Origin of the sequence: Actinobacillus arthritidis (assembly GCF_029774155.1) — a bacterium.
GTDB classification, from domain to species: Bacteria; Pseudomonadota; Gammaproteobacteria; order Enterobacterales; family Pasteurellaceae; genus Actinobacillus; species Actinobacillus arthritidis.
In genome coordinates this window covers 1,595,660-1,619,427 of record NZ_CP103833.1, presented here as the reverse complement: position 1 = coordinate 1,619,427, position 23,768 = coordinate 1,595,660, and the positions used below count along the sequence as shown (strand labels likewise).

Annotated in this window: 23 protein-coding genes and 4 pseudogenes; 8 read left to right on the top strand and 19 right to left on the bottom strand. The window is 39.6% G+C overall.

The window, feature by feature from the left end:
- Nucleotides 1-2,950: pseudogene (gene ptrA, locus NYR89_RS07560) on the top strand (pitrilysin).
- 56 nt (nt 2,951-3,006) lie between these two features.
- Here ptrA and dtd read toward each other — a convergent pair.
- The 14 genes and pseudogenes from dtd to rluC all read right to left on the bottom strand — a co-directional run bounded on the left by dtd (nt 3,007) and on the right by rluC (nt 14,785).
- Nucleotides 3,007-3,442, bottom strand: a pseudogene (dtd, locus tag NYR89_RS07555) (D-aminoacyl-tRNA deacylase).
- Nucleotides 3,439-4,269 carry a virulence factor BrkB family protein gene (locus NYR89_RS07550; protein ID WP_279445344.1) on the bottom strand — a complete coding sequence of 277 codons (831 nt, stop codon included), beginning with the start codon at nt 4,267-4,269 and terminating at the stop codon, nt 3,439-3,441. The pseudogene dtd and the gene NYR89_RS07550 overlap by 4 nt, the downstream one beginning before the upstream one ends.
- A 19-nt stretch (nt 4,270-4,288) precedes the next feature.
- Nucleotides 4,289-5,524: a glutamate-5-semialdehyde dehydrogenase gene (gene proA / locus NYR89_RS07545; protein ID WP_279445343.1), complete on the bottom strand. Its 1,236-nt coding sequence runs from the start codon at nt 5,522-5,524 to the stop codon at nt 4,289-4,291.
- Between the two features lie 167 nt (nt 5,525-5,691).
- Nucleotides 5,692-6,444, bottom strand: coding sequence for an esterase family protein (locus tag NYR89_RS07540; RefSeq protein WP_279445342.1), 753 nt, complete (start codon nt 6,442-6,444; stop codon nt 5,692-5,694).
- An 11-nt stretch (nt 6,445-6,455) separates the two neighbouring features.
- A complete protein-coding gene (locus tag NYR89_RS07535; RefSeq protein ID WP_279445341.1) occupies nt 6,456-7,634 on the bottom strand; it encodes an ATP-grasp domain-containing protein in 1,179 nt (392 codons plus the stop codon).
- A 193-nt stretch (nt 7,635-7,827) separates the two neighbouring features.
- Nucleotides 7,828-8,769: an SPOR domain-containing protein gene (locus NYR89_RS07530; protein ID WP_279445340.1), complete on the bottom strand. Its 942-nt coding sequence runs from the start codon at nt 8,767-8,769 to the stop codon at nt 7,828-7,830.
- Nucleotides 8,770-8,877: 108 nt separating this feature from the next.
- Nucleotides 8,878-9,633, bottom strand: a complete 756-nt coding sequence (locus tag NYR89_RS07525; protein WP_279445339.1) for a class I SAM-dependent methyltransferase — start codon at nt 9,631-9,633, stop codon at nt 8,878-8,880.
- Between the two features lie 120 nt (nt 9,634-9,753).
- Complete coding sequence (locus NYR89_RS07520) at nt 9,754-10,419, bottom strand: M15 family metallopeptidase (protein ID WP_279445338.1); 666 nt, start codon at nt 10,417-10,419, stop codon at nt 9,754-9,756.
- 33 nt (nt 10,420-10,452) lie between these two features.
- A complete protein-coding gene (gene dapE, locus NYR89_RS07515) occupies nt 10,453-11,586 on the bottom strand; it encodes a succinyl-diaminopimelate desuccinylase (protein ID WP_279445337.1) in 1,134 nt (377 codons plus the stop codon).
- Between the two features lie 288 nt (nt 11,587-11,874).
- Nucleotides 11,875-12,222 (bottom strand): ArsC family reductase, encoded by a 348-nt coding sequence (locus NYR89_RS07510; RefSeq protein ID WP_279445336.1) that lies wholly within the window; start codon nt 12,220-12,222, stop codon nt 11,875-11,877.
- Nucleotides 12,223-12,237: 15 nt separating this feature from the next.
- The gene (gene folP / locus NYR89_RS07505) at nt 12,238-13,080 is read right to left on the bottom strand and encodes a dihydropteroate synthase (protein WP_279445335.1); all 843 of its coding nucleotides are present in this window, start codon (nt 13,078-13,080) and stop codon (nt 12,238-12,240) included.
- Complete coding sequence (locus tag NYR89_RS07500) at nt 13,080-13,385, bottom strand: nucleotidyltransferase family protein (RefSeq protein ID WP_279445334.1); 306 nt, start codon at nt 13,383-13,385, stop codon at nt 13,080-13,082. Before NYR89_RS07500 ends, folP begins: the two co-directional genes overlap by 1 nt.
- On the bottom strand, nt 13,369-13,803 hold the full coding sequence (locus tag NYR89_RS07495; RefSeq protein ID WP_279445333.1) for a nucleotidyltransferase substrate binding protein: 435 nt from the start codon (nt 13,801-13,803) through the stop codon (nt 13,369-13,371). The genes NYR89_RS07500 and NYR89_RS07495 overlap by 17 nt, the downstream gene beginning before the upstream one ends.
- A gap of 19 nt (nt 13,804-13,822) precedes the next feature.
- Nucleotides 13,823-14,785 (bottom strand): 23S rRNA pseudouridine(955/2504/2580) synthase RluC, encoded by a 963-nt coding sequence (gene rluC / locus NYR89_RS07490; protein WP_039198047.1) that lies wholly within the window; start codon nt 14,783-14,785, stop codon nt 13,823-13,825.
- A gap of 210 nt (nt 14,786-14,995) precedes the next feature.
- On the opposite strand from rluC, the gene NYR89_RS07485 reads away from it, so the two are divergent.
- Nucleotides 14,996-15,907: a mechanosensitive ion channel family protein gene (locus NYR89_RS07485; protein ID WP_279445332.1), complete on the top strand. Its 912-nt coding sequence runs from the start codon at nt 14,996-14,998 to the stop codon at nt 15,905-15,907.
- Nucleotides 15,908-15,985: 78 nt separating this feature from the next.
- On the opposite strand, the gene nhaA is transcribed toward NYR89_RS07485, so the two are convergent.
- Entirely contained in the window at nt 15,986-17,155 is a 1,170-nt protein-coding gene (gene nhaA / locus NYR89_RS07480; RefSeq protein ID WP_279445331.1) for a Na+/H+ antiporter NhaA, read from the bottom strand.
- Nucleotides 17,156-17,322: 167 nt separating this feature from the next.
- On the opposite strand from nhaA, the gene NYR89_RS07475 reads away from it, so the two are divergent.
- From NYR89_RS07475 to glnA, 6 genes and pseudogenes are all read left to right on the top strand, one after another.
- On the top strand, nt 17,323-17,751 hold the full coding sequence (locus NYR89_RS07475; RefSeq protein WP_279445330.1) for an EamA family transporter: 429 nt from the start codon (nt 17,323-17,325) through the stop codon (nt 17,749-17,751).
- A 59-nt stretch (nt 17,752-17,810) separates the two neighbouring features.
- Nucleotides 17,811-18,539: a 4'-phosphopantetheinyl transferase family protein gene (locus NYR89_RS07470; protein ID WP_279445329.1), complete on the top strand. Its 729-nt coding sequence runs from the start codon at nt 17,811-17,813 to the stop codon at nt 18,537-18,539.
- Nucleotides 18,532-18,952: pseudogene (gene psiE / locus NYR89_RS07465) on the top strand (phosphate-starvation-inducible protein PsiE). Before NYR89_RS07470 ends, psiE begins: the two are co-directional and overlap by 8 nt.
- Nucleotides 18,953-18,961: 9 nt before the next feature.
- Nucleotides 18,962-19,585, top strand: a complete 624-nt coding sequence (gene nudF / locus NYR89_RS07460; RefSeq protein WP_279445328.1) for an ADP-ribose diphosphatase — start codon at nt 18,962-18,964, stop codon at nt 19,583-19,585.
- A gap of 206 nt (nt 19,586-19,791) precedes the next feature.
- Nucleotides 19,792-20,619: a 3',5'-cyclic-AMP phosphodiesterase gene (gene cpdA, locus NYR89_RS07455; protein WP_279445327.1), complete on the top strand. Its 828-nt coding sequence runs from the start codon at nt 19,792-19,794 to the stop codon at nt 20,617-20,619.
- 273 nt (nt 20,620-20,892) lie between these two features.
- A complete protein-coding gene (gene glnA / locus NYR89_RS07450; protein ID WP_279445326.1) occupies nt 20,893-22,308 on the top strand; it encodes a type I glutamate--ammonia ligase in 1,416 nt (471 codons plus the stop codon).
- A gap of 50 nt (nt 22,309-22,358) precedes the next feature.
- On the opposite strand, the pseudogene yidD reads toward glnA, so the two are convergent.
- The 4 genes and pseudogenes from yidD to metJ form a co-directional block, all read right to left on the bottom strand.
- Nucleotides 22,359-22,660, bottom strand: a pseudogene (yidD, locus tag NYR89_RS07445) (membrane protein insertion efficiency factor YidD).
- On the bottom strand, nt 22,618-22,923 hold the full coding sequence (rnpA, locus tag NYR89_RS07440; protein WP_279446662.1) for a ribonuclease P protein component: 306 nt from the start codon (nt 22,921-22,923) through the stop codon (nt 22,618-22,620). The pseudogene yidD and the gene rnpA overlap by 43 nt, the downstream one beginning before the upstream one ends.
- A gap of 91 nt (nt 22,924-23,014) precedes the next feature.
- Nucleotides 23,015-23,149 (bottom strand): 50S ribosomal protein L34, encoded by a 135-nt coding sequence (gene rpmH / locus NYR89_RS07435; protein ID WP_005599701.1) that lies wholly within the window; start codon nt 23,147-23,149, stop codon nt 23,015-23,017.
- A gap of 191 nt (nt 23,150-23,340) precedes the next feature.
- Nucleotides 23,341-23,658, bottom strand: coding sequence for a met regulon transcriptional regulator MetJ (metJ, locus tag NYR89_RS07430; RefSeq protein WP_279445325.1), 318 nt, complete (start codon nt 23,656-23,658; stop codon nt 23,341-23,343).
- Nucleotides 23,659-23,768: the final 110 nt, after the last annotated feature.

The following is a 23,768-nucleotide window of genomic DNA, read 5'->3' as shown; positions in this document are numbered from 1 at the left end:
ATGATTTCTCGTGCCATAAGTTACGCATTATCCGCAACTTTTGTATTGGGGATAATACAGCCAACATTGGCAAATAATTTGCAAAATCAGACCGCTTCTGGTGAACGAATAATGTTGCCGGTAAAAACAGCCGGTTTTGAAGTCTTGCGACAAACAATTAATAAAAGCCCGAATGATAAAGCGATTTATCAAGCGATTCGTTTGCAAAACGGTATGACAGTTTTGCTCATTTCTGATGACAAAGCGAATAAATCGTTAATGTCGTTAGCTTTACCAATCGGTTCAATGGAAGATCCGCGTAGCAGCAGAAGGGCTAGCACACTATTTGGAACATATGATCTTAATGGGATCAAAGCAGTTCCCTGAAACTAATAGTTTAGATCAGTTTTTGACGAAAAACGGTGGCTATAACAATGCTTCAACCACTTCCGATCGTACAGCTTATTATTTGGAGGTAAATAATAATGCATTTGATGAAGCGGTCGCTCGTTTGGCGGATGCGTTTGCCCAGCCATTATTATCAGAAAGTAATGCGAAAAAAGAAGTCAATGCGGTTAATGCGGAAATGGTGCGAGCAAAATCGAGTGACGGGCATTTATTGCATAGTGTGAATTTAGCCACCGCTAATCCAGCTCACCCGATCACCAAGTTTGCGGTCGGAAATAATCAAACTTTATCGGATAAATCGGATAGTAAATTACAAACAGAATTAGAGCGGTTTTATCAGCGTTATTATTCTGCCAATTTAGTTAAAGCCGTACTCTATTCCAATCAATCCATCGAACAATTAGTCGCTTTAGCTGAACGTACTTTAGGAAAAATGCAGAATAAGCGACTAGCTGTACCCACAGTAGATATGCCATTCTTTCGTGCGGAAGATAAAGGTGTGTTGATTGAATATAAACCGGTGCAACCGACCAAATTATTGTCCGTTTCATTTGATATGCCGAATGACGAAGACAAGTTTGTCCATAAAACCGGCGAATATTTGGCATATGTTTTTAGTAATAATACTGAAGGAACGCTTTCCGATTACTTAATTAAACAAGGTTTATCCGATAGTGGAATTTTCGCCGTACCGAGTGCGAATGTCAGCCGTAACCGTGGTGATTTTACTTTTTATGTTGCGTTAACTGATAAGGGATTGGCGGAACAAGATAAAGTGATTTCATTGATTTTTCAACAAATCGAACAAGTGAAAAAGGAGGGTGTTCAGGAAAGTTATTTCAATGAAGTGCGTGAGAGCTTAAAACAGGATTTCCAACATTTACAAGTGGAGAAGAACGGTAACTATATTGAAGCACTTGCAGAACAAATGTTGCATTATCCGGTCGAGCATATTTTAGATTCGTCCTATATCGTCAGCACAATGGACCGTGAAGCGATAAAAGCTAAATTGGAGGCAATGACACTAGATAATGCACGCATTTTGTTGGTTTCCGAACAGGCAAAAACCGATAAAAAAACACCGTATTTTGAAGCCGGTTATAGTGTTAGAAGATTTAGTGATACCGAGAAAAAGCAATGGCTGGATTTCAGTAAAAATCCGTCGCTTAAATTACCAGAGCTAAATCCTTATTTTGTGACTGATTTTTCGCTTATTCAACCAACGAATGAACGTAAAGTACCAAAAGCATTAGTAAGCAATGAAGGTAAAGCGATTTATGCAATGCCGAGTCAATATTTTGCTCAAGATCCAAAGGCAATCGTGTCGGTCAGCTTATCCGTTATGCCGAGAAATGATGAGTTAAAAGAAGCGGTCAGTGCCACTTTATTAGGTTATATGAATGATTTGGCACAAACAAAACTTGCTTTCCAAACCGCGGTAGCCGGTATGCAAGCAGAAGTTAATCCTTATCCGAATGGAATTTCGATTGAAGCGGAAGGTTATACTCAACACTTAGCGAAATTAATTGGTGATACACTGATCCAGTTTAAAACTTTTGAATTAAGTGAAGCAGTTTTATCGCAAGCGAAACAAAGAGCTGTTGAGGCATTAGATGGTTTAAGTAAGGAAAGTAGTCTTACTCAAGCAAACCAAGTCATTGCTAATTTTACGGATTATCCGTATTTTGAAGAAGATAAACAGCGTAAAGTATTAAATGAGGTGACGCTTAATGATGTGAAGCTAATTCGTGAAAAATTGTTAGCAAAATCAACCGGGTTAAGCATTTTATCAGTCGGTAATCTGACTAATAAACAGGTGGAAAACTTGGCAACCGAAATTAATGGCATTATCAAAAATAGTGAAACGGAACGAGGTAGAGGGCGTTATTTAGATCTGAACGATAGCGTTCGTAAGTTAAATTACATTAAGAATGTACCACACGAAGATAATGCACTCAGCATTATTTATCTTGCTAAAGGTTATGATGAACTTGCTGGTTCTGCGAGAGCAAGTTTGTTGCGAGATATTATCGGCCGTTGGTATTTTGATGATTTACGCACCGAGAAACAACTAGGTTATGTGGTGTCAGCAAGCAGTGCTAAGTTAGGTAAAACATCTGGCATGCGTTTTATGGTTCAGAGTCCGAACACAACACCTGCTGGCATTATGCAACATAATCAACGCTTTTTTGCAGAAAGTTTAGCAAAATTGACCGCTTTATCTGAGCAAGAATTTGTTAAATATCGTGAGAGTTTAATCGAGAAATTACAGCGTAAGCCGGAATCATTAAGCCAAGAGTTTTCACAATTCACATTTGACTTTAATCGTCGTAATGATCTGTTTGATCAACGAGCAAAAATGATTGAGGCGGTAAAACAGCTGACTCGACAGGATATTGTGGATTTTTATAAACACACGGTAATTGAACAGCAAGGTTTTGTGTTTATCAGCCAAGCATTAGGTACTAAAGCCAAAGCGGAAGATGCGGTGAAACCGGCAGGTTATGAAAAAGTGGAGAGTATTGAAAAAATCCAAAAACAATTCCCAATTAAATACTATTAAATGAGAAGAGTGTATTGAGAGAAAAGCCTAGTCTATAAAATTGACTAGGCTTTATTTTATACCTGTAACCAAAAGGTTACTGGGCCATCATTTTGTAAGCTAACTTGCATATCTGCTCGCAAATTGTCCGGTTTGAGTATGGATTTTCTGAGCGGCTTGCTGATGAAAATATTCGTATAACGCATTGGCTTCCTGAGGGGTCGCACCACGTGAAAAACTTGGGCGTAAACCTTTGTTGGTATCGGCGACTAAAGTAAATTGCGATACCACTAATAGACTACCGCCAGCTTGCTGTACGTTTAAATTCATTTTGCCTTGTTCATCGGAAAAGACCCGATAGTTTAATACTTTTTCCAGTAGTTTATCCGCTTTGGCTTGATCATCGCCTTGCTCTACACCGAGTAATACTAATAAACCCTGTGTAATCTCGCCGACGATTTGATTTTCAACTTCTACTTTTGCCCATTTTACACGTTGGATAAGTGCGATCATAAATTGAGTTTTCCTTTTTTCATTTCACTATATACATTCAATGTTGAAGTAATTAATCCGCCGATTAACACGACTTGCCAGCTCAGATGAATCCATAGCAACATAATCGGCAATACCGCCAAAGCACCGTAAATCGCTTGATAAGACGGAAAAGTGGTAATGTACCAAATAAACGCCTGTTTACCTAAGGTGAAAAAGATAGCCGCAATAATTGCCCCTATCATAGCGTGAAAAATGTTGACTTGAGTGTTTGGCACAAGCCAATAAACACTCGTAAACAGTAGCCAAATTAGTACAAAAGGAGCGTATTGCAGAAGATATTGGCTAAAGGATAATAATCCCTCACCATTAAAAATTGCCATTGAAAAGACATATGAGCTAATCGCAATGCTACCGCCGGCAAGTAACGGTGCGATAAATAAAATGACGGCATATAGCAAAAAAGAGATAAAAATCGACCGCTTGCGATGGTTACGCCACATTTTATTAAGCGTTTCATCAATGCTTTTAATCAGCATTAGAGCAACCACGACTAAACCGATTGTACTCACTATCCCCATTTTTTTTGAGTTTGCCACAAATAGATCAATATATTCTTCAACCATATCTCCGGCATTTGGAGCAAAGTTATCGTAAATTAGTGTTTTCAGTTGCTCGGTCGCTTCTTGAAAGAGAGGAAAAGCGGTAAAAATAGAAAATACCACCATAACCAACGGCACAATCGCTAATGTTGTACTGTAAGTTAAGTAGCCGGCTGAAACCGGAATATTGTGAATTTTCCAACGTTTGAGCAACAATTTAAGAAAAAGCGGTAGTGATAAAAACATATATTCGTTAGCTTTTAATTTATTTTCTCACCAAATAATCCCCTTCACAGACCCATTTGTAGGTGGTGAGCGCCTCTAAGCCCATTGGACCTCGTGCGTGCAGTTTTTGGGTACTTACTGCCACTTCTGCCCCTAAACCGAATTCACCGCCGTCAGTAAAACGGGTGCTAGCATTGATATAGACTGCCGCATCAACTTGAGCGACAAATTGACGCGCCAGTTGATAATCAGAAGTCAGAATGGCTTCCGAATGTTGCGAGCCGTATTCACGAATATGTTCCACCGCCTTAGCTAAGTTATCGACCACCACCACATTTAAATCTAACGAGAGCCATTCTTGACGCATTCTTGCTTGATCAAGCGGTTCAATTCCCTCAGTTTTTTGCAAATCATCGGTATGTAATGTCACGCCTAATGCTTTCATACGATTTGCAAGTTTCGGTAAAAATTCGACCGCTATTGCTTTTTCAACTAATAAGGTTTCGAGCGTGTTACAAGTGCTTGGGCGTTGCGTTTTGGCATTGGCAATCAATTCTAACGCTTTTTGTTGGTCGGCACTTTTTTCGACAAACATATGACAAACACCGATCCCACCGACAATGACCGGAATGGTCGAGTTCTCTTTACAGAACTGATGCAAACCGGCACCGCCACGAGGGATCACCATATCAATGTAACGATCGAGTTTTAATAATTCGAGTAATAAAGCACGATCCGGATCAGTAACCGCCTGAACCGCCAGTTTCGGTAAACCGGCAGTTTTCAACGCTTGTTGCACCACTTCCACTAACACCGCATTGGTGAATTTGGTTTCTTTGCCACCACGTAAAATGACCGCATTGCCGGTTTTTAAACAGAGAGAAGCGACATCAATCGTTACGTTCGGACGTGCTTCATAAATCGTAAGAATAACCCCGAGCGGTACACGCTGACGTTCAATTTTCAGCCCTGAATTTAACACACCACCGTCAATCACTTGCCCAACCGGATCAGCAAGCTTTGCCACGTTACGCACATCATTAGCAATACCTTGTAGACGGCTTTCGTTTAATAACAAACGGTCGATGATAGCGGTCGAAATTCCCTGATTTTTTGCAAATTCAATATCTTTGGCATTAGCGGCAAGGATTTCCGCCGAGCGTTGTTCCAATTGTTCGGCAATGGTAAGAAGTGCTTGGTTTTTTTGAACGCTTCCGAATTGAGCAAGTTCGACACTGGCGGTTTTAGCTTGTTGAGCGAGGGTAAGCATTTGCATAGTGATATATCTCTGAATCATAAAAATTAAGTGCAGTCTATCATAGCTATTTATTCCGATTAAAGTAGAAATTTTTCTGAAAAAACACTTTAACTTACTGTTAAAAAAGCAGAACTTTTTATAAGTTCTGCTTTTTTGTATGATAAATTTAAGCCGGTTTTTAATTGCTAGATAATATGTTGTTCCGCTAATTTAGCTAAGAAATATGACATCATTTTACGCCATGACGGCCAGTCGTGTTCAACGTCATGTCCCCAATAATCGAACCAAGCCGGAATGTTTTTCGCATTAAACGCTTCTTGTAAACGGCGAGTGTCTTCCACGTGTTGTTCTTCCCAAGCACCTTGTCCGACCGCAATAATAAAATGATTTTGACGGTAACGATTTAAGAACCAATCATCATTTTGTCCCCAAAGCGAATCAATAGACGAATTAAAATATACCGTTGGATCGCCATAAAATTCACCGGTAAAGAAACGAGCATCATAAACGCCACTCAGTGCAATCGTAGTATCAAACAGATCTGGGTGACGAAGTGCAAAATTGACCGAATGGAATGCGCCCATACTGCGACCGGTGGCGATCATCGTACCGTTCCAATTTGCTTCGTGGCGAATTAACGGCACTAATTCGTGGACAATATAACGGTCGTAAGCGTTATGTGCCAACGCCATATCGTGGCCAGATTTATGTAATGCCAACCACGATTCGCTATCATAAGAATCTGGTGTGTAAAATTTGATTAAACCACGATCAATAAATTCACGGCAAGCCTCAATCATACCGAAGTTACCGTATTCGTTTTGATTACCTCCCGAGGAAGGAAACACTATTACCGGTTTACCGGCATGACCGTACACATTAAAGTGCATTTCACGACCTAATTTACCACTCCAATGATTTCTTCTTTCAAAATGCATGGTTAGCTCCTTTACTGTTTTTGTTGTGCAAAACGGACAATTTCACGTAATTGTTCCATGGTTTCGGTACGGACTAAAATGCCGTGTTCGCCCATAATTTTGGCAAACACGCCCGGTACGGTTTGTACGCTGATAATATTGTCGGCATATTTATGGCAAACGTCTTCAATGCTGTTCAGATAATTTTGGTTCGCTTTACGTGAGATATATACGACATTCCACGGATGGGTAATATCTGCATAGAATTGGTTTTCCGTCACGATATTGGCATATTCTCGGAACACATCAAAATCGTTCGCATAGTTCCACATATCGATGGTTAAACCACCCGGTGGACGGCAGTTGATTTCAAGCGGTAATAATTCGCCGGTTTTTTTCACACGGAAAAATTCAAAGTGGAAGAAACGTTCACGCACTTTAAAGGCTTCAACACAAATTTTGCCTAATTCGACTAATTTCGGTGAAATTTCACGTGGTACGTAATAAAACATATCACCGTCTTTTTCTACCGTATCTAAAACTGCTTCGGAATATTCAAGGCTGGAATAGAACACGATATTACCTTCGTGATCGGTTAAACCGTCAAAGGTCACGATATCGCCATCAATAAATTCTTCCATAATATATTCGACTTGCGGATTCTGCACGGCGAAAAAGTCGTTTAATTGGCTTTCGTTACGTACTTTATAAGTATCTGATGCACCAACACCGGAGTTCGGCTTAATAATGACAGGGAATTTTAACTCTTTTGCTAATTTACGTGCGTCCTGCTCGTCTTTAAAAACACGACCTTTCGCCACTTTTAAACCGGCTTTGCGAAACACTTCTTTCATTTGTGCTTTGGTTTTAATTATGAGCATATCCTCGTTTTTATAACCGAACACATTGAAATCAGTACGCAATTTAGCATCCAGTTCAAGCCAGTATTCATTGTGTGATTCGATACGATCAATACGCCCATATTTATGGGCGAAATAACCCACCGCACGATAAACCTGATCGTAATCTTCCATATTATCCACACGATAATATTCGGTTAAATGTGCTTTTAATGTATCGCTGAGTTGCTCATAAGGCGTGTCGGCGATACCTAACGTATTAATGCCTTTTTCCTTCATTCGGACGGCAAACGTCTCGAAATTAGTCGGAAAATGCGGCGAAATCATCACAAAGTTGAGTTGTTTTGACATAAATTCATTCCATATATAAGAAAGTGTATTGGTGTAAAAATAATACTTATAACTTTTATCAAGTTGATCAGATTCTAAGCGACTTTTTGGCTTTTTGATACTATTTTATTAAGCGAAATATATTAATTATCAAATAAAAAGGACTGATTCGAGATTATCGAATCAGTCCTTGAAAGCAATTAAACGAATCTAGTTACATTGAAATAATCACACATTCAGCAACGCTACGTGCATTAGATTGTGCCGTTGAAGCCGCTCTATCGCCGACTGGGCCGACGAATACACGATTCCAATCGGAGTTTGAGCTGATTCGTGCATTAAATCCAGCCATCGCTAAACGTGCCTGCATATTTTCAGCTTGTGCTTTATTTTTAAATGCACCACATTGTAAACCGAATTTGCCTGCTTGTACTGCGGGTTTATCTGATGGTTTTGCGGCTGTTGCGATAATTTTTGTTTGTTCGGCTTTTTTAGTTTTAGCTTTTTCTGCCGCCAGTTTTGCTTGTTGCTCCGTACTAGTTACTTCTATAGGTTTAGCTGTTTCAGCAGGTATTTTATCCTGCTTAGCAAGTTCTTGCTGTTTCTTCAATTCTGCCTGTTTACGTTTTTCTTCAGCGAATTTTGTCGCTTTTTGTTGTTCTTCCGCTTTTTTAGCGACTAATTCTTCAGGCGTTAATGCAACAACAGCAGGTTGTGTCGATGGTGCCGTTGTTACTGTTTCAGCAACCGGTGCTTGAGCTACTACTGTTTCTGATGGCTGTGTTGCCTGTTTTTCTGCGACTAATCGAGCTTCCTCTTCTTGCTTTAATTTTGCTTCGAGTTGCTGTTTTTGTTCTGCAGAAAGTTGAGCCAATTTTTCTTGTGATTTTTGACTATTATCGATTAACACTTCACGAGTCTCTAAATCACGGATATAGCTATACACTTCTTCTGGGCGGCTTGGCAAAGCAGGGCCTTGAGGTTGAACCGGTTGATGTTGTTGAGTAGCAGGAATGATTGGTGTAGGAGCATTTTCTTTTAATACCCATAAACTGATTCCACCTGCTAATAATAGGAAAATAATTATTCCTAAAATAAGAGATTTATTTATGCCCTTGTTTTTATTTGAACGGGTCGCATAATCACGTTGCGGCACGATAACACCTTATATGTTTAATTTAAAAATTAAAAGTAATAATCCTACTAGAAAAACTGCAATTTGCCTAGAAGCTAAGCCGATAAGCGGTCGGATTTTCACAAAACTTTACTCAGATTTTAAATGAGAAAGATAAACGTCAAAACGATGATTTTTCGTAGTTTGCGAAAAGTCCGGTTTTTGCTCCGCTAAAAAGGGCGCATAGTCCGGACGTTTTACCACCACTCTTTTACGAGCCAGTGATTTTGCCGGCACAAAGAAATCATCTGAATCCAAATCAGCACCGACTAAATGTTGGAATACTCGCATTTCTTTTTTCACTAAGGCACTTTTTTGTTTATGTGGATACATTGGATCTAAATAAACCACATCGGCAGTTTGTTGTTGCGTATCCAGTTGAGCAATATTACGGACATCGGACAAAATCATTCGCTCCTGCATAAAGTTACCGATTTCGGGATCGGCATAGGCTCTTGTTAATCCGTCTTCTAAGAGGGCCGCAACAACCGGATTTCGTTCGACTAATAGTACCTTGCAACCGATAGCGGCTAGCACAAAAGCATCTCTACCCAGTCCTGCGGTTGCGTCAATCACTGTGGGTAAGTAATCGCCTTTAATTCCTACCGCTTTTGCCACAGCTTCACCTCGACCGCCACCGAATTTACGGCGGTAAGCCATCGTACCATCGACAAAATTGACTGCTATCGCACCGAGTTTCGGTTCGTCCAGTTTACGCAGTTCTAAACGTTCGTCAGTCAACACTAAAGCCAAGCTAGAGGATTGATCATGAGTGAGTTGCCATTTGTCACAAATTTGCTGAAATTTCTCAGCATTTGAAGATTCATTGATAAGTTGAATGGTCATTATATTAATCGCAAAAGATTATTCGGTTCGGTAATTCACCACGGAAAACACGGAGGTACACAGAATAAGAAAAATGATGTTCTATTGCCGTGTAGTCAGCATGTTTCGAAGTAAGAAATATCAACCAAATAGTTGGTTAAAATACTCAAGTAAACAGGCTTTGCCGGCAAGCGGTTCATTTTGCCACGATTTTTGCAAAATCTGGTGATTGAATTGCTTTTCATATTCAGCAGATACCGGACGATAACTGATATGCCAAGGCTCATAACCAACTTTCGCATTATGAATACCATCAAACGGAAAATAAAAACCGAAACACTCGGCATTGTGATGTAGCCATTCGGTTAATGATGCGAAATAACCACCGGTTTGATATTCCCAAGGTTCAAGCTGTAAATGTTGTCCTTCCGGCAGTAAATTAGGATCAAAAATATCAATTTCCGTTCCCCAATGATGACGGCTAGATCCCGGTACTGCTGACCAACGCATCATTGCTTGAATTTTCTGCAAATCGTCCAATTTACTCATATCAATCGCACAACCGTTATCATCATGAACTTTGCGTTCGCCATTAAATTTAGCGTTCCAAATCAGCATTTGGCGTTCAAAATCACGATAAGTGCTAGCAGGCTGTAAATTAAAACCGGCATCTTTTGCCGCCTGTTGCAATGCAAGAAAGGCATCAACCACCTCAGCTTGCAAAAAATGTTTATCCGATAATGGATTTGGCAACGGCACAAGGTGTTCACGTGTTTTACCGGTGAGAATATCGGTTAGATTTTGCATGCTTGAAAAATCTCCTTTTTATTATATGAAAAGCTATTCGCCATTCAGTAAATTTTCCAGAATTTGGTAATACACTTCGCCACATTTACCAAGATCGTCCACGCTAACACATTCATTCACTTTATGAATAGTCGCATTTAACGGTCCGAACTCAACCACTTCAGCTCCCATTAAGGCAATAAAACGTCCGTCTGACGTTCCTCCGCTCGTATCTAATCGAGGGGTAATTTTTATGACATTTTCAACTGCATGTACCGCCGCTTTGACTAATTTACCATTGCCGGCTAAAAACGGTTTACCAGATAAATTCCATTCAATACGGTGTTTTAAAGCGTGTTTATTCAGCATTTCCGCCACTTTATTTTTAATGATTTCGTCAGTGACTTCTGTGCAATAACGTAAATTAAATTGCACATATAATTCGCCCGGAATGACATTATTACTGCCGGTTCCAGCCTTAATATTGGCAATTTGCAAACTTGTCGGTGGGAAAAACTCGTTACCGTTATCCCATTGATATGTGGTTAATTCGGTTAAGAAACTCAATGCGGTATGCACCGGATTTTCAGCTAAATGCGGATAAGCAACGTGTCCTTGAATCCCTTCAATATAGAGATTGGCAGTTATAGAGCCACGTCTACCGTTTTTAATTACATCGCCCAACACTTTACCGCTGGAAGGTTCGCCCACGACAGCATAATGGACTGCTTCTTGACGAGCCATAAGCGTTTCAACAACTTTTACCGTGCCATCTTTGGTCGCCGCTTCTTCATCGGAAGTAATCAGTAACGCAATTTTACCTTTATGATGTGGATTATTTTTCACAAAAGTTTCGGCAATCACGAGTGCGGCAAGAGAACCTTTCATATCAGTCGCACCTCGACCATAAAGTGTACCGTTCACAATTTCGGCGGAAAACGGTGGATATTGCCATTGTGATTCATCGCCTACCGGTACAACATCGGTATGTCCGGCAAATACCACACAAGGATCTTCTGAACCGTGGGTTGCCCATAAATTTAGCGTATCGCCGAATGGTAGCCATTCGAGAGTAAATCCCACCGCTTCTAAGCGTTGAGCGATTTCTGCCTGACAGCCACAATCATTCGGGCTAATTGACGGGCGGCGGATTAAGTTTTGAGCAAGTTCAATAATTGTGTTTTTCATTTCTTTTTCCGAGATAAAGAGTAATCTGCAATAAGTAAAATTACATTGCAAACTATCCAGGGGATTAAACTGAAGGTAATAAAACAGAGCGTAACAACAACATAGTTATGTGAAAAAATTGTCCAAGCTGTGACACTTTCATCACATTCTTCAGCCGTCATATTAAAATCACACCAGCCGTATTCAAAATATTCATTAACATCCGATACAAATCCGGTTGAAAAATAAGCGATAGGAAGTGCAATTAAAGCATTTATACTACACAACCAAAATAATGAACGAATGATTCTACGGTAGTAGCGATTTCGCATATTCTTCTTCATTAAATCCAATCAATGCAATCCCGTCTTGTAAAATAATCGGACGTTTAATCAGTGTTGGCTGTGCGGTAAGCACTTGCAAAGCAGTGACAAAATCAAGATTATTTTTTACCGCTTGATCGAGATTTCGCCAGGTTGTAGAACGTTTGTTAACCAAGGCTTCCCAGCCAAAAACTTCTGCCGCTTGAGGCAGAAAATCTGCAGGTAAGCCGTCTGTTCGGTAATCGTGGAGCTGGTGAGCGATTCCGTTTTCAGTTAACCATTTCAAGGCTTTTTTAACCGTATCGCAGTTTTTAATACCATAAACTTTAATCATCTTATTTCCTTATTTTTATGCTTCAACAGTTGCCCGCCAAACTTTTAACATATCAGCGGTTTCTGCAACATCGTGTACCCGAATAATTTTCGCTCCATTTTGTACAGCAATCAATGCACCGACGACTGAAGCTGTCACGCGTTGCTCAACCGGTTTACCGGTGACTGCACCGAGCATTGATTTACGAGATAAACCGGCAAGCACTGGAAAACCAGCATCCGAAAAGGCTTTTAAATGTTTAAGTAGTGTAAAGTTATGCTGTACACTTTTTCCGAAGCCAAAACCGGGATCGAGGATAATATGTTCTTTTGGAATCCCTGCCGTGATACATTCAAAAATGCGTTGATTGAGAAAATCCGCCACTTCTTCCAATACATCATCATATTCAGGATTTTGTTGCATATTTTGCGGATTACCTTGCATATGCATTAAACAAACCGGCAAACCTAAGTCAACCGCAGTATCTAACGCATTCGGTTCGGTTAAAGCTCGAATATCATTCAGAATATCGGCTCCCGCTTCTGCGGACTGTTTAAACACTTCCGCTTTTGAGCTGTCAATGGAAATCAAACAATCGAAACGTTTACGTACAGCTTCAACCAAGGGTACAACACGTTCTAACTCTTGTTCCAATGTCACAAGTTCCGCATTAGGTCGGGTTGATTCACCGCCGATATCAATAATATCCGCCCCTTCGCTCAACATTCTTTCCACTTGAAATAACGCTTTATCTAAGGTGAAAAATTTACCTGAATCGGAAAAAGAATCGGGCGTGAAGTTTAAAATCCCCATGATTTTCGGCTGAGTTAAATCTAACAATCGGTCTTTTTTTTGATAATTTTTGAAATGAATTTGCATTATTTCTTCTCTTGTAACACAACATAATTGGCTTGTATGTTGGTATGAAAACGAATAGGTAATCGTTCCCATTGATGAATATCTACTAACATTGGTAACAGGCTATTTTGGAATGCGACTTGTAACTGAACAAGATCAGCCTCGCCTTTTACCACAAGATCCAAATCACTTCCCTCGTGTCCATTACCATTTACACGACTGCCATAAGCCCACACCTCTGCAAGCGGTGCATTTTCCGCCAAAATTTGCAAAATAACGGATAGATGTTTTGGCTTAACTGCTAATTTTTCAATCGGCTGACGCATCAAAAACCTCTTTCATTACACCGGCTAATGTACGTAAATCAACTAAATAGTGGGGCAACATTGTTAATGTTTCTTCGGCAAAAACCACCCCATAATCGTGGGCGGTAATATTACGATTTGCTCGGTAAGTTAACCAACGTTCAGTCGCGACTTCGTCAAGTAAACCGTGTTTATTGGCATAGCGAAATAAGTCATTGAATACCAGACGATCTATTTCTCGTGGACTACCACTATACAATTTCAGTACTTTTCTAAGTAATTTCCCTGTCGTTTCTAAAGAAAGTTCAAAGCTCTTAATAGTCGCATTACGAAATAAATCATATAACACGGTCTCTTTAGGATCCGTTTCCGTTAAACGTAAAATAGCTTGTTCCAAAGTGTCTGCAGTATGTTGCAGATGCTCGACACTTAAACTCATCAAAGCCTCCTGTTCTTAGCTATTTTTCTGTTCTCAACTTCGCCAATACACCTTTTAGGGTTTTATCCAATGGGGCGGTAATCAGCATTTCTTCGCCGGTTTTCGGGTGTTCGAAACGGATTGAATAGGCGTGTAAAAATAAACGGTGTAAACCGACCGCTTTCATTTTACTGTCGAATTCCGCTTCGCCGTATTTATCGTCTAAAGCAATCGGATGTCCGGCATATTGAGTATGTACACGAATTTGGTGAGTACGACCGGTTACCGGTGAGGCCTTAACTAAAGTTGCATTGGCATAGCGTTCTTCAATCGCAAAGCGGGTTTCGGACGGTTTGCCTTCTTCGCTTACTTTAACAATACGCTCACCGCTTGCTAATTCATTTTTCAACAATGGCGCTCTAATCACTTTAACGTGCGATTGCCATTGTCCACGCACTAAAGCGAGATAATCCTTTTGTACCACTTTTTCACGCAGTTGCTCATGTAAATTACGTAATGCGGAACGCTTTTTCGCCACGAGCAGAATGCCGGACGTATCACGGTCGATACGATGAACCAGTTCTAAAAATCTTGCTTGTGGGCGTAATGCACGCAATGCTTCAATCACGCCGAAGCTCAATCCGCTCCCACCGTGAACCGCAATTCCGGACGGCTTGTTAATCACTAACATCACCTCGTCTTCATACAAAATTTGCTGTTCTAACTCGGCAACTTTATTCAATTTAGTGGAAATTGGTGCTTCGTTTTTCTCAGCGACACGCACCGGCGGCACACGTACAACATCGTTCTCTTGTAGTTTGTATTCCGGTTTGATTCTGCCTTTATTCACACGCACTTCGCCTTTACGCACAATGCGATAAATTAAACTTTTCGGCACGCCTTTCAATTTGGCGAGCAAGAAATTATCTAAACGTTGTCCGGCTTCATCGTCACTAATTGTGAAAAATTGTACGCTGGCACTGATTACTTTTTCTGTGGTCATTGTTCTACTTCTTCATAAAAAATTTGCGCTAATTTTAACATAATCGCCCCTAGCAAGGCAGGCAAGCGGTCAGATTTATCGAAAATTTTACAAATAGCCTGCACTAATCATAATTTCGATTGTCATTAGTACGCATTTTATGCAAAATGCGCACCTTCAATTTCTCTGTCCTTCAACTTATTGAAGGACGCTAACATAAAGGAAAATCAAATGTCAGCAGAAAAAACCGCTGAAACAGCACAACATATTGATGTTGTTACTGAAACAACGAAAGTGATTGATAAAGTAAGCACTATGGATATGCAAACTTTATTAAACGATTGGGTTATCCCATACGGAACAAAGGTATTATTAGCCGTTGTTATTTTTATTGTCGGTAAATTCTTCGCTCGTTTAATCAGTAAGTTATTAGGCAAAGCGGCTTTAGCTTCAACTAAAGACGAAATGTTACAAAGCTTTGTTAGCTCAATCAGCTATTTCTTATTGTTATTAATTGTAGTGATTGCATCACTTTCACAATTAGGCATTAACACCAGTTCATTAGTGGCATTAATCGGTGCGGCAGGTTTAGCAATTGGTCTATCACTGCAAAACTCATTACAAAACTTTGCGGCAGGCGTGATGTTATTAATCTTCAAACCGTTCCGTAAAGGCGATTTAATCGAAACCGGCGGAATGACTGGTACAGTTGAGCAAATGGGCTTATTAGTATTAGAACTGCGTACCGGCGATAATAAAACCGTATTAATTCCAAATGGTAAAGTATTCTCGGATAGCATAGTGAATTATTCGGATAATGAAACTCGCCGTATTGATTTTACGTTTGATATTGCCTATGAATCAAACTTAAAAGAGGCGAAGGATATTGTGACGCGTATTTTAGAGAATGATGCGTTAGTTTTAAAAGATCCGGAATTTGTGGTGGCAGTCGGTGCTTTATCGGCAAATAGCGTACAACTTGTGGTGCGTCCTTGGGTAAAAACAGCAGATTACTGGGCGGCATACTGGGGCATTACCGAAACGGTAAAACTTGAGTTTGATAAAGCAGGTATTGAGATTCCATATAATCAAATGAATTTACATCTTGCAGATAACAAAAGTATTGCGATTGAACAGAAATAATCATCTGATAATTTAAATAAAAACGGTCGGTTTCCCTCTAAAACCGACCGTTTTTTATTGCAGGAGAGTAAAGTCTAATTAGACTTTTTTAGTGGTTATTTTAAGTAAAATATAACCAACAACAGCTGACACGAAAGTTCCCATTAAAATACCTAAGCGTGAAAGTGGTAATAAGCTCTCATTAGGATTATGTTCGCCAAAAGCAAGTCCGGCGATAAACATCGACATGGTAAAACCGATGCCACAGAGTACCGCAATCGCAAAAATCTGTTTGAAGTTAATCCCTTCCGGTAATTTTGCCAACCCAAATAATACGGATAAGTAGCTAAATAAGAACACGCCAACCGGTTTACCGATAATTAAACCTAATGCCACACCGAGTGGTAATGGCGAAGCCAATTTATCTAAACTCATTCCATCAAGCGATACGCCGGCATTTGAGAAGGCAAAGAGCGGTAGAATCGCAAACGAACACCAAGGTGCTAAGATATGTTCAAGATGATAAAGCGGTGTTTCGCCATTTTTACCGCGTAACGGAATACAGAAACCGATAATTACACCAGCAAGTGTAGCGTGTACTCCTGATTTCAGTACCGATGCCCATAAAATCGTACCGATAATCGCATAGTTGATTAACCCAATAACTTTATAGCGGTTCATTGCCACTAAAATAACAATTGCAATACTAGCAATGGTTAGTGCTTGCATACTCATTTCGTGCGAGAAGAATAAGGCAATCACGACAATTGCACCCAAGTCATCAATAATTGCTAACGCAAGTAGAAACACTTTTAACGCCGATGGCACTTGTTTACTGAGTAAAGCCACAATCCCTAAGGCAAATGCAATATCAGTTGCCATCGGAATTGCCCAACCTTGTTGGTATTCCGGATTATTTTGGTTAATAAACCAATAAACGAGTGCGGGCACAACCATACCGCCAAGTGCGGCAACGGCTGGAAAAATTGCTTTCTGAGGGCTGGACAAAGAGCCTTCAAATAATTCACGCTTGACTTCCAAACCAACCAAAATAAAAAATACCGCCATAAAGCCGTCATTAACCCACATTAATAACGGTTTATCGATGCTGAATGTACCGACTTTGACTACCACGTCCATCTGTAAAAAACTAAAATACAGTTGGTTGAGGTCAGTATTAGCAAATATCATTGCAAGCAGGGCGGATATAAGTAGTAAAATCCCACTTGTCGCTTCTAGCTTCAGAAATTTCTGAATCTGTTTGATCATAAAAATCCCCTCTGTAAGATACTTATCTTTATCGTATAATGACTATACTTAATACCGACATTAACATTTTTTTAACCAAATACAAAAGCCAAATCAGTATATATTTTGTGAAATTTGGCTATTTATTAGGTTTGTTTGCTTTTTTTATAATCATTTGGGAGTAGTTTATGTCAAATGAGTGGCTATATTGGGCATTAGCTTCAGCCTTATTTGCTTCGTTGACCGCAATTTTTGCCAAAGTCGGCTTACAGGGCATTGATTCGGATTTTGCTACCTTTATCCGAACCGTGGTGATTCTGATCGCCCTTGCCGCATTTTTAACTTATAGCGGTAAATGGCAACCGTTTGGTTCTCTGACAGGTAAAAACTGGACATTTTTAATCTTATCCGGACTCGCAACCGGCGGTTCATGGCTGGCTTATTTCAAAGCGTTACAAATCGGAAATGCCTCACAAGTTGCCCCGATTGATAAATTCAGTATTGTTTTGGTTACTCTATTTGCCGTAATTTTTTTAGGCGAAAGACCAAGCGGTCAAGATTGGATTGGCATTGCACTCGTTGCGGCAGGCGTTTTAACCCTTGCGATAAAGCGGTAGAATATCGCTAATTTTTTACAAAATTTCGATTAAATTTAACCGCTTGTAAGACCCCATTTATGCCAGATTCATTCCCTATTATTGAAGTAGTATTTGCACATTGTGATGAGCCGCTACCGCATCCTTTTTTACCGCCGGCAGGGCTTTCCGAACGCCAATTAAAACGTTGGAAAAGTCGTAGAACGGCTCAATTTTTATTGGCAAAACTGTTTGAAAAATACCAATTGCCGCCAGTACTATTAGCGAATATTCAGCGTACCCACAGTGGCAGACCTTTTGTATCAAATGAACAAATTGATTTTAATATCAGTCATTCGGGGGATTGGATTGCGATCATCTTTTGCTATCATAAACATAAATTACAAGTGGGGATTGATATTGAACATCCACAAAAAGTCAGACGTTATGCCGATTTATTACGTCATTATGCAAACCGGGAAGAAATCGTAGGACTACTCGAACAGAACGATACGCCTTTTACTGAATTAGCCGACCGATTTTATTTGAGCTGGTGCTTACATGAAGCCGTATTAAAATCGCAAGGGGTGGGGATTGTGAAATTATCCGAAGTACAGCATTTCCCTAAACAGCGTGTAGTTTATTCGGCATATTGTCCGATAGGGACATTACATTTTTTTCATCAGTTACCATTTTATTTATGTTATTTTTATCAGGATTTATGTGACTCTCTTGCCACTCTTCATCAATGGAAAGACGGGAAATTACAAAAAATTGCTGATTTTGAACCGCTTATTTATCAAGTTAACCCAAGGAATAAAAATGCCTAGACTTACCTTAGAAGAACAACACTCGCGATTTGGAAAAGTTATTTCCGAATGTTTCCAATGGATACTCAATATTTCATTATTAGTTGCCGGCTTATTATTATCTTACTCACTCTTTTCGGAAGCCTATTCTTTATACGAATTATTGGCAAACCACAGCGAAAAATTCCAAATCGTTGAAAAAATCGTGATTTTCTTTCTCTATTTTGAATTTTTTAGCCCTGATCGTACAGTATTTTAAATATAATTATCACTTTCCGTTGCGTTATTTTCTGTATATCGGGATTACTGCGATGGTACGTTTAATCATTGTCGATCATTCTAATGCAATGCACACACTCTTGTTTGCACTCTCTATTTTAGTGATGATTATTGCATTATTTATTGTTCATACAGACCGCTTACGTAAAAGCTAAGGAATTTATATGGCTGAGATTCTTCAATTCTCACAAAACGATTTACACATAGTAAAAGAAGAAACTGTCTATAAAGGGCATTTTGAACTGAAAAAAATGTATTTTCGTCATAAGTTATTCTGTGGCGAAATGAGCGGTGAAATCGTACGTGAGTTATTAATTAAAGGAGCAGCGTCTGCACTGATTGCCTATGATCCGGTGCGTGATAGCGTTGTATTAGTTGAGCAAGTACGTATCGGTGCTTATGATCCTCATTCGGATAAATCACCTTGGTTACTGGAACTCGTTGCCGGTATGATTGATAAAGGTAATGAAGATCCAGCGGAAGTGGCTATCCGAGAAGCAAAAGAAGAAGCCGGTTTATATGTTGAAAAGGTGGAACACGCACTCAGCATTTGGGACAGCCCAGGTGGACAATTAGAGCGTTTGCATCTATTTTTAGGGTTAGTTGATAGCTCTACCGTTCAATCAGGTGCAGTACACGGTTTAGAAGAAGAGGGTGAGGATATTTTGGTGCACGTAGTAAGCCGTGAACAGGCGTATCAATGGGTATGTGAAGGCAAAATTGACAATGTAATTGCGGTAGTCGGTTTACAGTGGTTACAGTTGAATTATCAAAAATACCAAAAGTAAGTATTAGTCTATTTAACAGACTAAAGTTGTCGCCCTCAAGAGAGGGCGAATTTGTTGATAAATACGCAAAAAATGTAAATTTTTGTGAAAAATGAGGTATAACGCTCATTTTTAAACTTAACTAGCTGATAAACTTAAAGAAAGTAGTATAAAGTTGCCCAATTACGAGGGAATAACAACAATAATATAAAGCGAAGGGGCATAGTATGGGTAGCTTTTATTCATTAGGTAAAAAAGAACCGGTAGTGCGAGTTTTACAAATTACAGATCCACATCTTTTCTCTTCTGAAAAGGATGAATTACTCGGCGTAAATACCACGGATAGTTTTCAAGCGGTGCTTGATCAAATCCAACAAAGTGAATTTGATTACGATCTGGTATTGGCAACTGGTGATCTGATCCAAGATCATAACCCTGAGGCTTATCACCGTTTCGCTGAAATGGTTAAACCGTTGGCAAAGCCGATTTTTTGGCTAGAAGGAAATCATGATTTACAACCGCATATGGGATTATATTTAGCAAAGTATCCGCATATTTCTCCGGCAAAACATATTTTAGCCGGTGAGAAATGGCAAATTATTATGCTGAATAGTCAAGTGGCGAGTGTCGCGAGCGGACACCTTTCATTTGGTCAATTATCTTGGTTAGATAAAAAACTTGCCGAATATCCGGATCGTTATACGCTGGTTGTTCTTCATCATAATATTTTATCTACTCATTCTGCATGGCTTGATCAACATTGTTTGAATAACAGTGAACAGCTGGCGGAAGTGCTACAACATTACCCTAATGTAAAAGCGATTCTGCACGGACATATCCATCAAGAAGTGGACGCACTCTGGAAAAATTACCGTGTATTTGCCACACCTTCCACTTGTATTCAATTTAAACCCGATTGTGATGAATTTACCTTAGATATGCTTCCGCAAGGCTGGCGAGAATTAAATTTATTTGATGATGGGCATATCGAAACAGAAGTAAAGCGGTTAAATTCCAACGCATTTTTACCGGACTTTAAATCGAAAGGTTATTAATTGATTTTTGTTAAAATGGCTAGGTAAAACCTAGCTCATTTTATTTTATAGCTTTCGTATTAATGGAAATCGTTTATTTCTGAATTATTGAGTTATTTATTTCGACGCAAACGTTTAACTTTCGATGTTTGCCTTTTTCAAAACAAATATCTTTCGAATCAAAATTTTTTTGTAAAATATTGCATTTGTCTATTTAAAATTTTCTCAAATTCTTGTATCTTTCTTCTTTCGCAAATTCCTGTGAAAATTAACCCGCTTGAAGGAAGTCCCACAATGTCTGTAAAAAGAGTATTTGATTTAATTAAAGATAACGATATCAAATTCGTAATGTTAAAATTTACCGATATCAAAGGTAAAGAACACGGTGTTTCACTCCCAGTAAGTTTAATCGGTGACGATTTAGAAGACTTATTTGAAGAAGGTAAAATGTTCGACGGTTCGTCTGTTGAAGGTTGGAAAGCCATCAATAAAGCCGATATGCTTTTAATGCCAATCGCTGAAACCGCTGTTGTTGACCCTTTCGCTCGAATCCCTACTCTGACCATCCGCTGTAGCATCTACGACCCAAACACAATGCAATCTTATGACCGTGATCCACGTTCAATTGCTATTCGTGCAGAAAATTACCTAAAATCAACCGGTATTGCTGATAGCGTAATGTTTGGTCCGGAACCGGAATTCTTCTTATTTGATGATGTACGTTATAACGTTGGTATGAACAATGTATCGTACAAAATTGATGATATTGAAGCGGCTTGGAACACAAATCGTAAATATGAAGACGGTAACACAGGCTATCGTCCACTTAAAAAAGGCGGTTACTGTGCCGTTGCACCAATTGATTCAGCACATGATATTCGCTCGGAAATGTGTTTAATTTTAGAAGAAATGGGCTTAGTGGTTGAAGCACACCACCACGAAGTGGCGACAGCAGGTCAAAATGAAATTGCGACGAAATTTAACAGCCTAACTTTAAAAGCGGACGAAACACAAATCTATAAATATGTCGTGCAAAATGTTGCATTAGAACACGGCAAAACCGCTTGCTTTATGCCAAAACCGTTTGCAGGTGATAACGGCTCAGGTATGCACTGTAATATGTCATTAAGCAAAGATGGTAAAAACGTCTTTATGGGTGATAAATATGCCGGTTTATCTGAAACGGCACTTTATTACATCGGCGGTATCATTAAACACGCTAAAGCATTAAATGCGTTTACCAACCCAAGTACAAACTCATACAAACGTTTAGTACCGGGCTTTGAAGCTCCGGTATTGTTAGCTTATTCGGCAAGCAACCGCTCGGCATCAATCCGTATTCCAGCGGTAACCAGCCCGAAAGCAACGCGTGTTGAAGCCCGCTTCCCGGATCCATTAGCAAACCCATACCTCTGTTTCGCGGCATTATTAATGGCAGGCTTAGACGGTGTTATTAATAAAATTCACCCGGGCGATGCAATGGATAAAAACCTTTATGACTTACCACCGGAAGAGCTTAAAGAAATCCCGGCAGTAGCAAGTTCATTAGAAGAAGCATTAGATTCACTTGCGGCTGACTACGAATTCTTAACTCAAGGCGGCGTGTTCACTAAAGAATTTGTTGAAGCCTACATCAACATCCGCCGTAAAGAAGTAGAACGTTTAAATATGACACCGCACCCGGTAGAATTTGAAATGTACTACGCATAATGGTAAAAAACTTGAAAAAGGCGACCGCTTGGTCGCCTTTTGTTTATCTTTTACTTCCTGTGCCTATTTGTATGATGACTGCAACAAGGCGGAACCGGATCTTCACCACCTTCATTCCAAGGGTGGCGCGTGCGATACGTTTAGTCGCTAGCCAGCCGCCTTTTACTGCACCATGCCGCTTTATTGCCTCGACCGCATAAGTTGAACAAGTCGGATAAAAACGACAACGAGGACCAATTAATGGACTAATACAATAACGATAAAAATAGATTGGTAACAAAAGCAATTTGGCGGCAACAGAGGGTGTTACTACGCTTGTGGTTTTTTCGCTAGACGGATGTGACGAGCCCATAGCTTCTCCAACATCGCAAAAAGTGTGGCATTATCGAGCTTACCAATGCCACCTTTTGCCACAAACACAAAATCTGCACTTGGTAATTCATCTTGCTTTAAACGAAAACTTTCACGCACAATACGTTTAATACGATTACGATCGTGAGCACGCTTTAAATGTTTTTTAGCGACAGTTAAACCAAGACGAGGAATATCAAGATGATTATGGCGAGCGAGAATAGTAAGTTCGGGAGTGCTAGCTCGAAGCGGTTGTTCGAACACAGCTTTAAATTGAGTGGGAGCTAACAAGCGTAGCTCCCGAGAAAAGGTTAGCTTTTTCACTGATGTGATAAGGCTTTGCTTTAACTGCAAATTATGCAGATAAAGATTTACGACCTTTAGCACGACGACGTGCTAAAACTTGACGACCGTTTTTAGTAGCCATACGAGCACGGAAACCGTGAGTACGAGCACGTTTTAATACAGAAGGTTGAAATGTACGTTTCATTGCTATCTACCTAAATATTTAAATATGTTGGCTGGAATTAAATCTTTGCCAAACGAGGACCATAAAAAAGAGTTGCGATTTTACCGATAAATTAAACAGAAATCAAGAATGAAAGCAAAATAGCGATAGATTGTTTGTAAATTTATATTATTTATTCAGATAAATCCTACAAAATCCCTAATGAGGATCGCTTAATATTGCCACTGATCCGGATCGATGCCTAATTCACGCATTTTAACTTTGGCTTCTTCAGGGATTTCATCACTGCGATCTTTCATTAAATCGTCATCCGTTGGCAATGGCTGTCCGGTAAATGCGTGTAAAAAGGCTTCGCATAATAATTCGCTGTTAGTTGCGTGACGTAAGTTTTTGATCTGACGACGCGTACGTTCGTTAGTTAAAATTTCTAATACTTTAATTGGGATCGAAACCGTGATCTTTTTTACTTGCTCACTTTTTTTACCGTGTTCGGCATAAGGGCTAATATATTCGCCATTCCAATCTGCCATGTTAAAAATCCTGTTTTAGCTAAAATTGTGATTATTGTAATCAAAACTTGATTTTCTCGCAATCTAGACGTCTAGATTTCTATCTCTAATTTTACGCTGGTTTACTTGGT

Coding starts and splice junctions, on each gene's coding strand:
- cpdA (WP_279445327.1), top strand. CDS start 19,792: ATGGGTAGCTTTTATTCATTAGGTAAAAAAGAACCGGTAGTGCGAGTT.
- NYR89_RS07550 (WP_279445344.1), bottom strand. CDS start 4,269: ATGTTTTTATCACTACCGCTTTTTCTTAAATTGTTGCTCAAACGTTGG.
- rpmH (WP_005599701.1), bottom strand. CDS start 23,149: ATGAAACGTACATTTCAACCTTCTGTATTAAAACGTGCTCGTACTCAC.
- NYR89_RS07475 (WP_279445330.1), top strand. CDS start 17,323: ATGTCAAATGAGTGGCTATATTGGGCATTAGCTTCAGCCTTATTTGCT.
- proA (WP_279445343.1), bottom strand. CDS start 5,524: ATGCAAATGCTTACCCTCGCTCAACAAGCTAAAACCGCCAGTGTCGAA.
- rluC (WP_039198047.1), bottom strand. CDS start 14,785: ATGACCACAGAAAAAGTAATCAGTGCCAGCGTACAATTTTTCACAATT.
- NYR89_RS07510 (WP_279445336.1), bottom strand. CDS start 12,222: ATGATTAAAGTTTATGGTATTAAAAACTGCGATACGGTTAAAAAAGCC.
- glnA (WP_279445326.1), top strand. CDS start 20,893: ATGTCTGTAAAAAGAGTATTTGATTTAATTAAAGATAACGATATCAAA.
- NYR89_RS07535 (WP_279445341.1), bottom strand. CDS start 7,634: ATGTCAAAACAACTCAACTTTGTGATGATTTCGCCGCATTTTCCGACT.
- folP (WP_279445335.1), bottom strand. CDS start 13,080: ATGCAAATTCATTTCAAAAATTATCAAAAAAAAGACCGATTGTTAGAT.
- NYR89_RS07525 (WP_279445339.1), bottom strand. CDS start 9,633: ATGACCATTCAACTTATCAATGAATCTTCAAATGCTGAGAAATTTCAG.
- NYR89_RS07485 (WP_279445332.1), top strand. CDS start 14,996: ATGTCAGCAGAAAAAACCGCTGAAACAGCACAACATATTGATGTTGTT.
- dapE (WP_279445337.1), bottom strand. CDS start 11,586: ATGAAAAACACAATTATTGAACTTGCTCAAAACTTAATCCGCCGCCCG.
- NYR89_RS07540 (WP_279445342.1), bottom strand. CDS start 6,444: ATGCATTTTGAAAGAAGAAATCATTGGAGTGGTAAATTAGGTCGTGAA.
- nudF (WP_279445328.1), top strand. CDS start 18,962: ATGGCTGAGATTCTTCAATTCTCACAAAACGATTTACACATAGTAAAA.
- metJ (WP_279445325.1), bottom strand. CDS start 23,658: ATGGCAGATTGGAATGGCGAATATATTAGCCCTTATGCCGAACACGGT.
- NYR89_RS07520 (WP_279445338.1), bottom strand. CDS start 10,419: ATGCAAAATCTAACCGATATTCTCACCGGTAAAACACGTGAACACCTT.
- nhaA (WP_279445331.1), bottom strand. CDS start 17,155: ATGATCAAACAGATTCAGAAATTTCTGAAGCTAGAAGCGACAAGTGGG.
- NYR89_RS07470 (WP_279445329.1), top strand. CDS start 17,811: ATGCCAGATTCATTCCCTATTATTGAAGTAGTATTTGCACATTGTGAT.
- NYR89_RS07495 (WP_279445333.1), bottom strand. CDS start 13,803: ATGAGTTTAAGTGTCGAGCATCTGCAACATACTGCAGACACTTTGGAA.
- NYR89_RS07500 (WP_279445334.1), bottom strand. CDS start 13,385: ATGCGTCAGCCGATTGAAAAATTAGCAGTTAAGCCAAAACATCTATCC.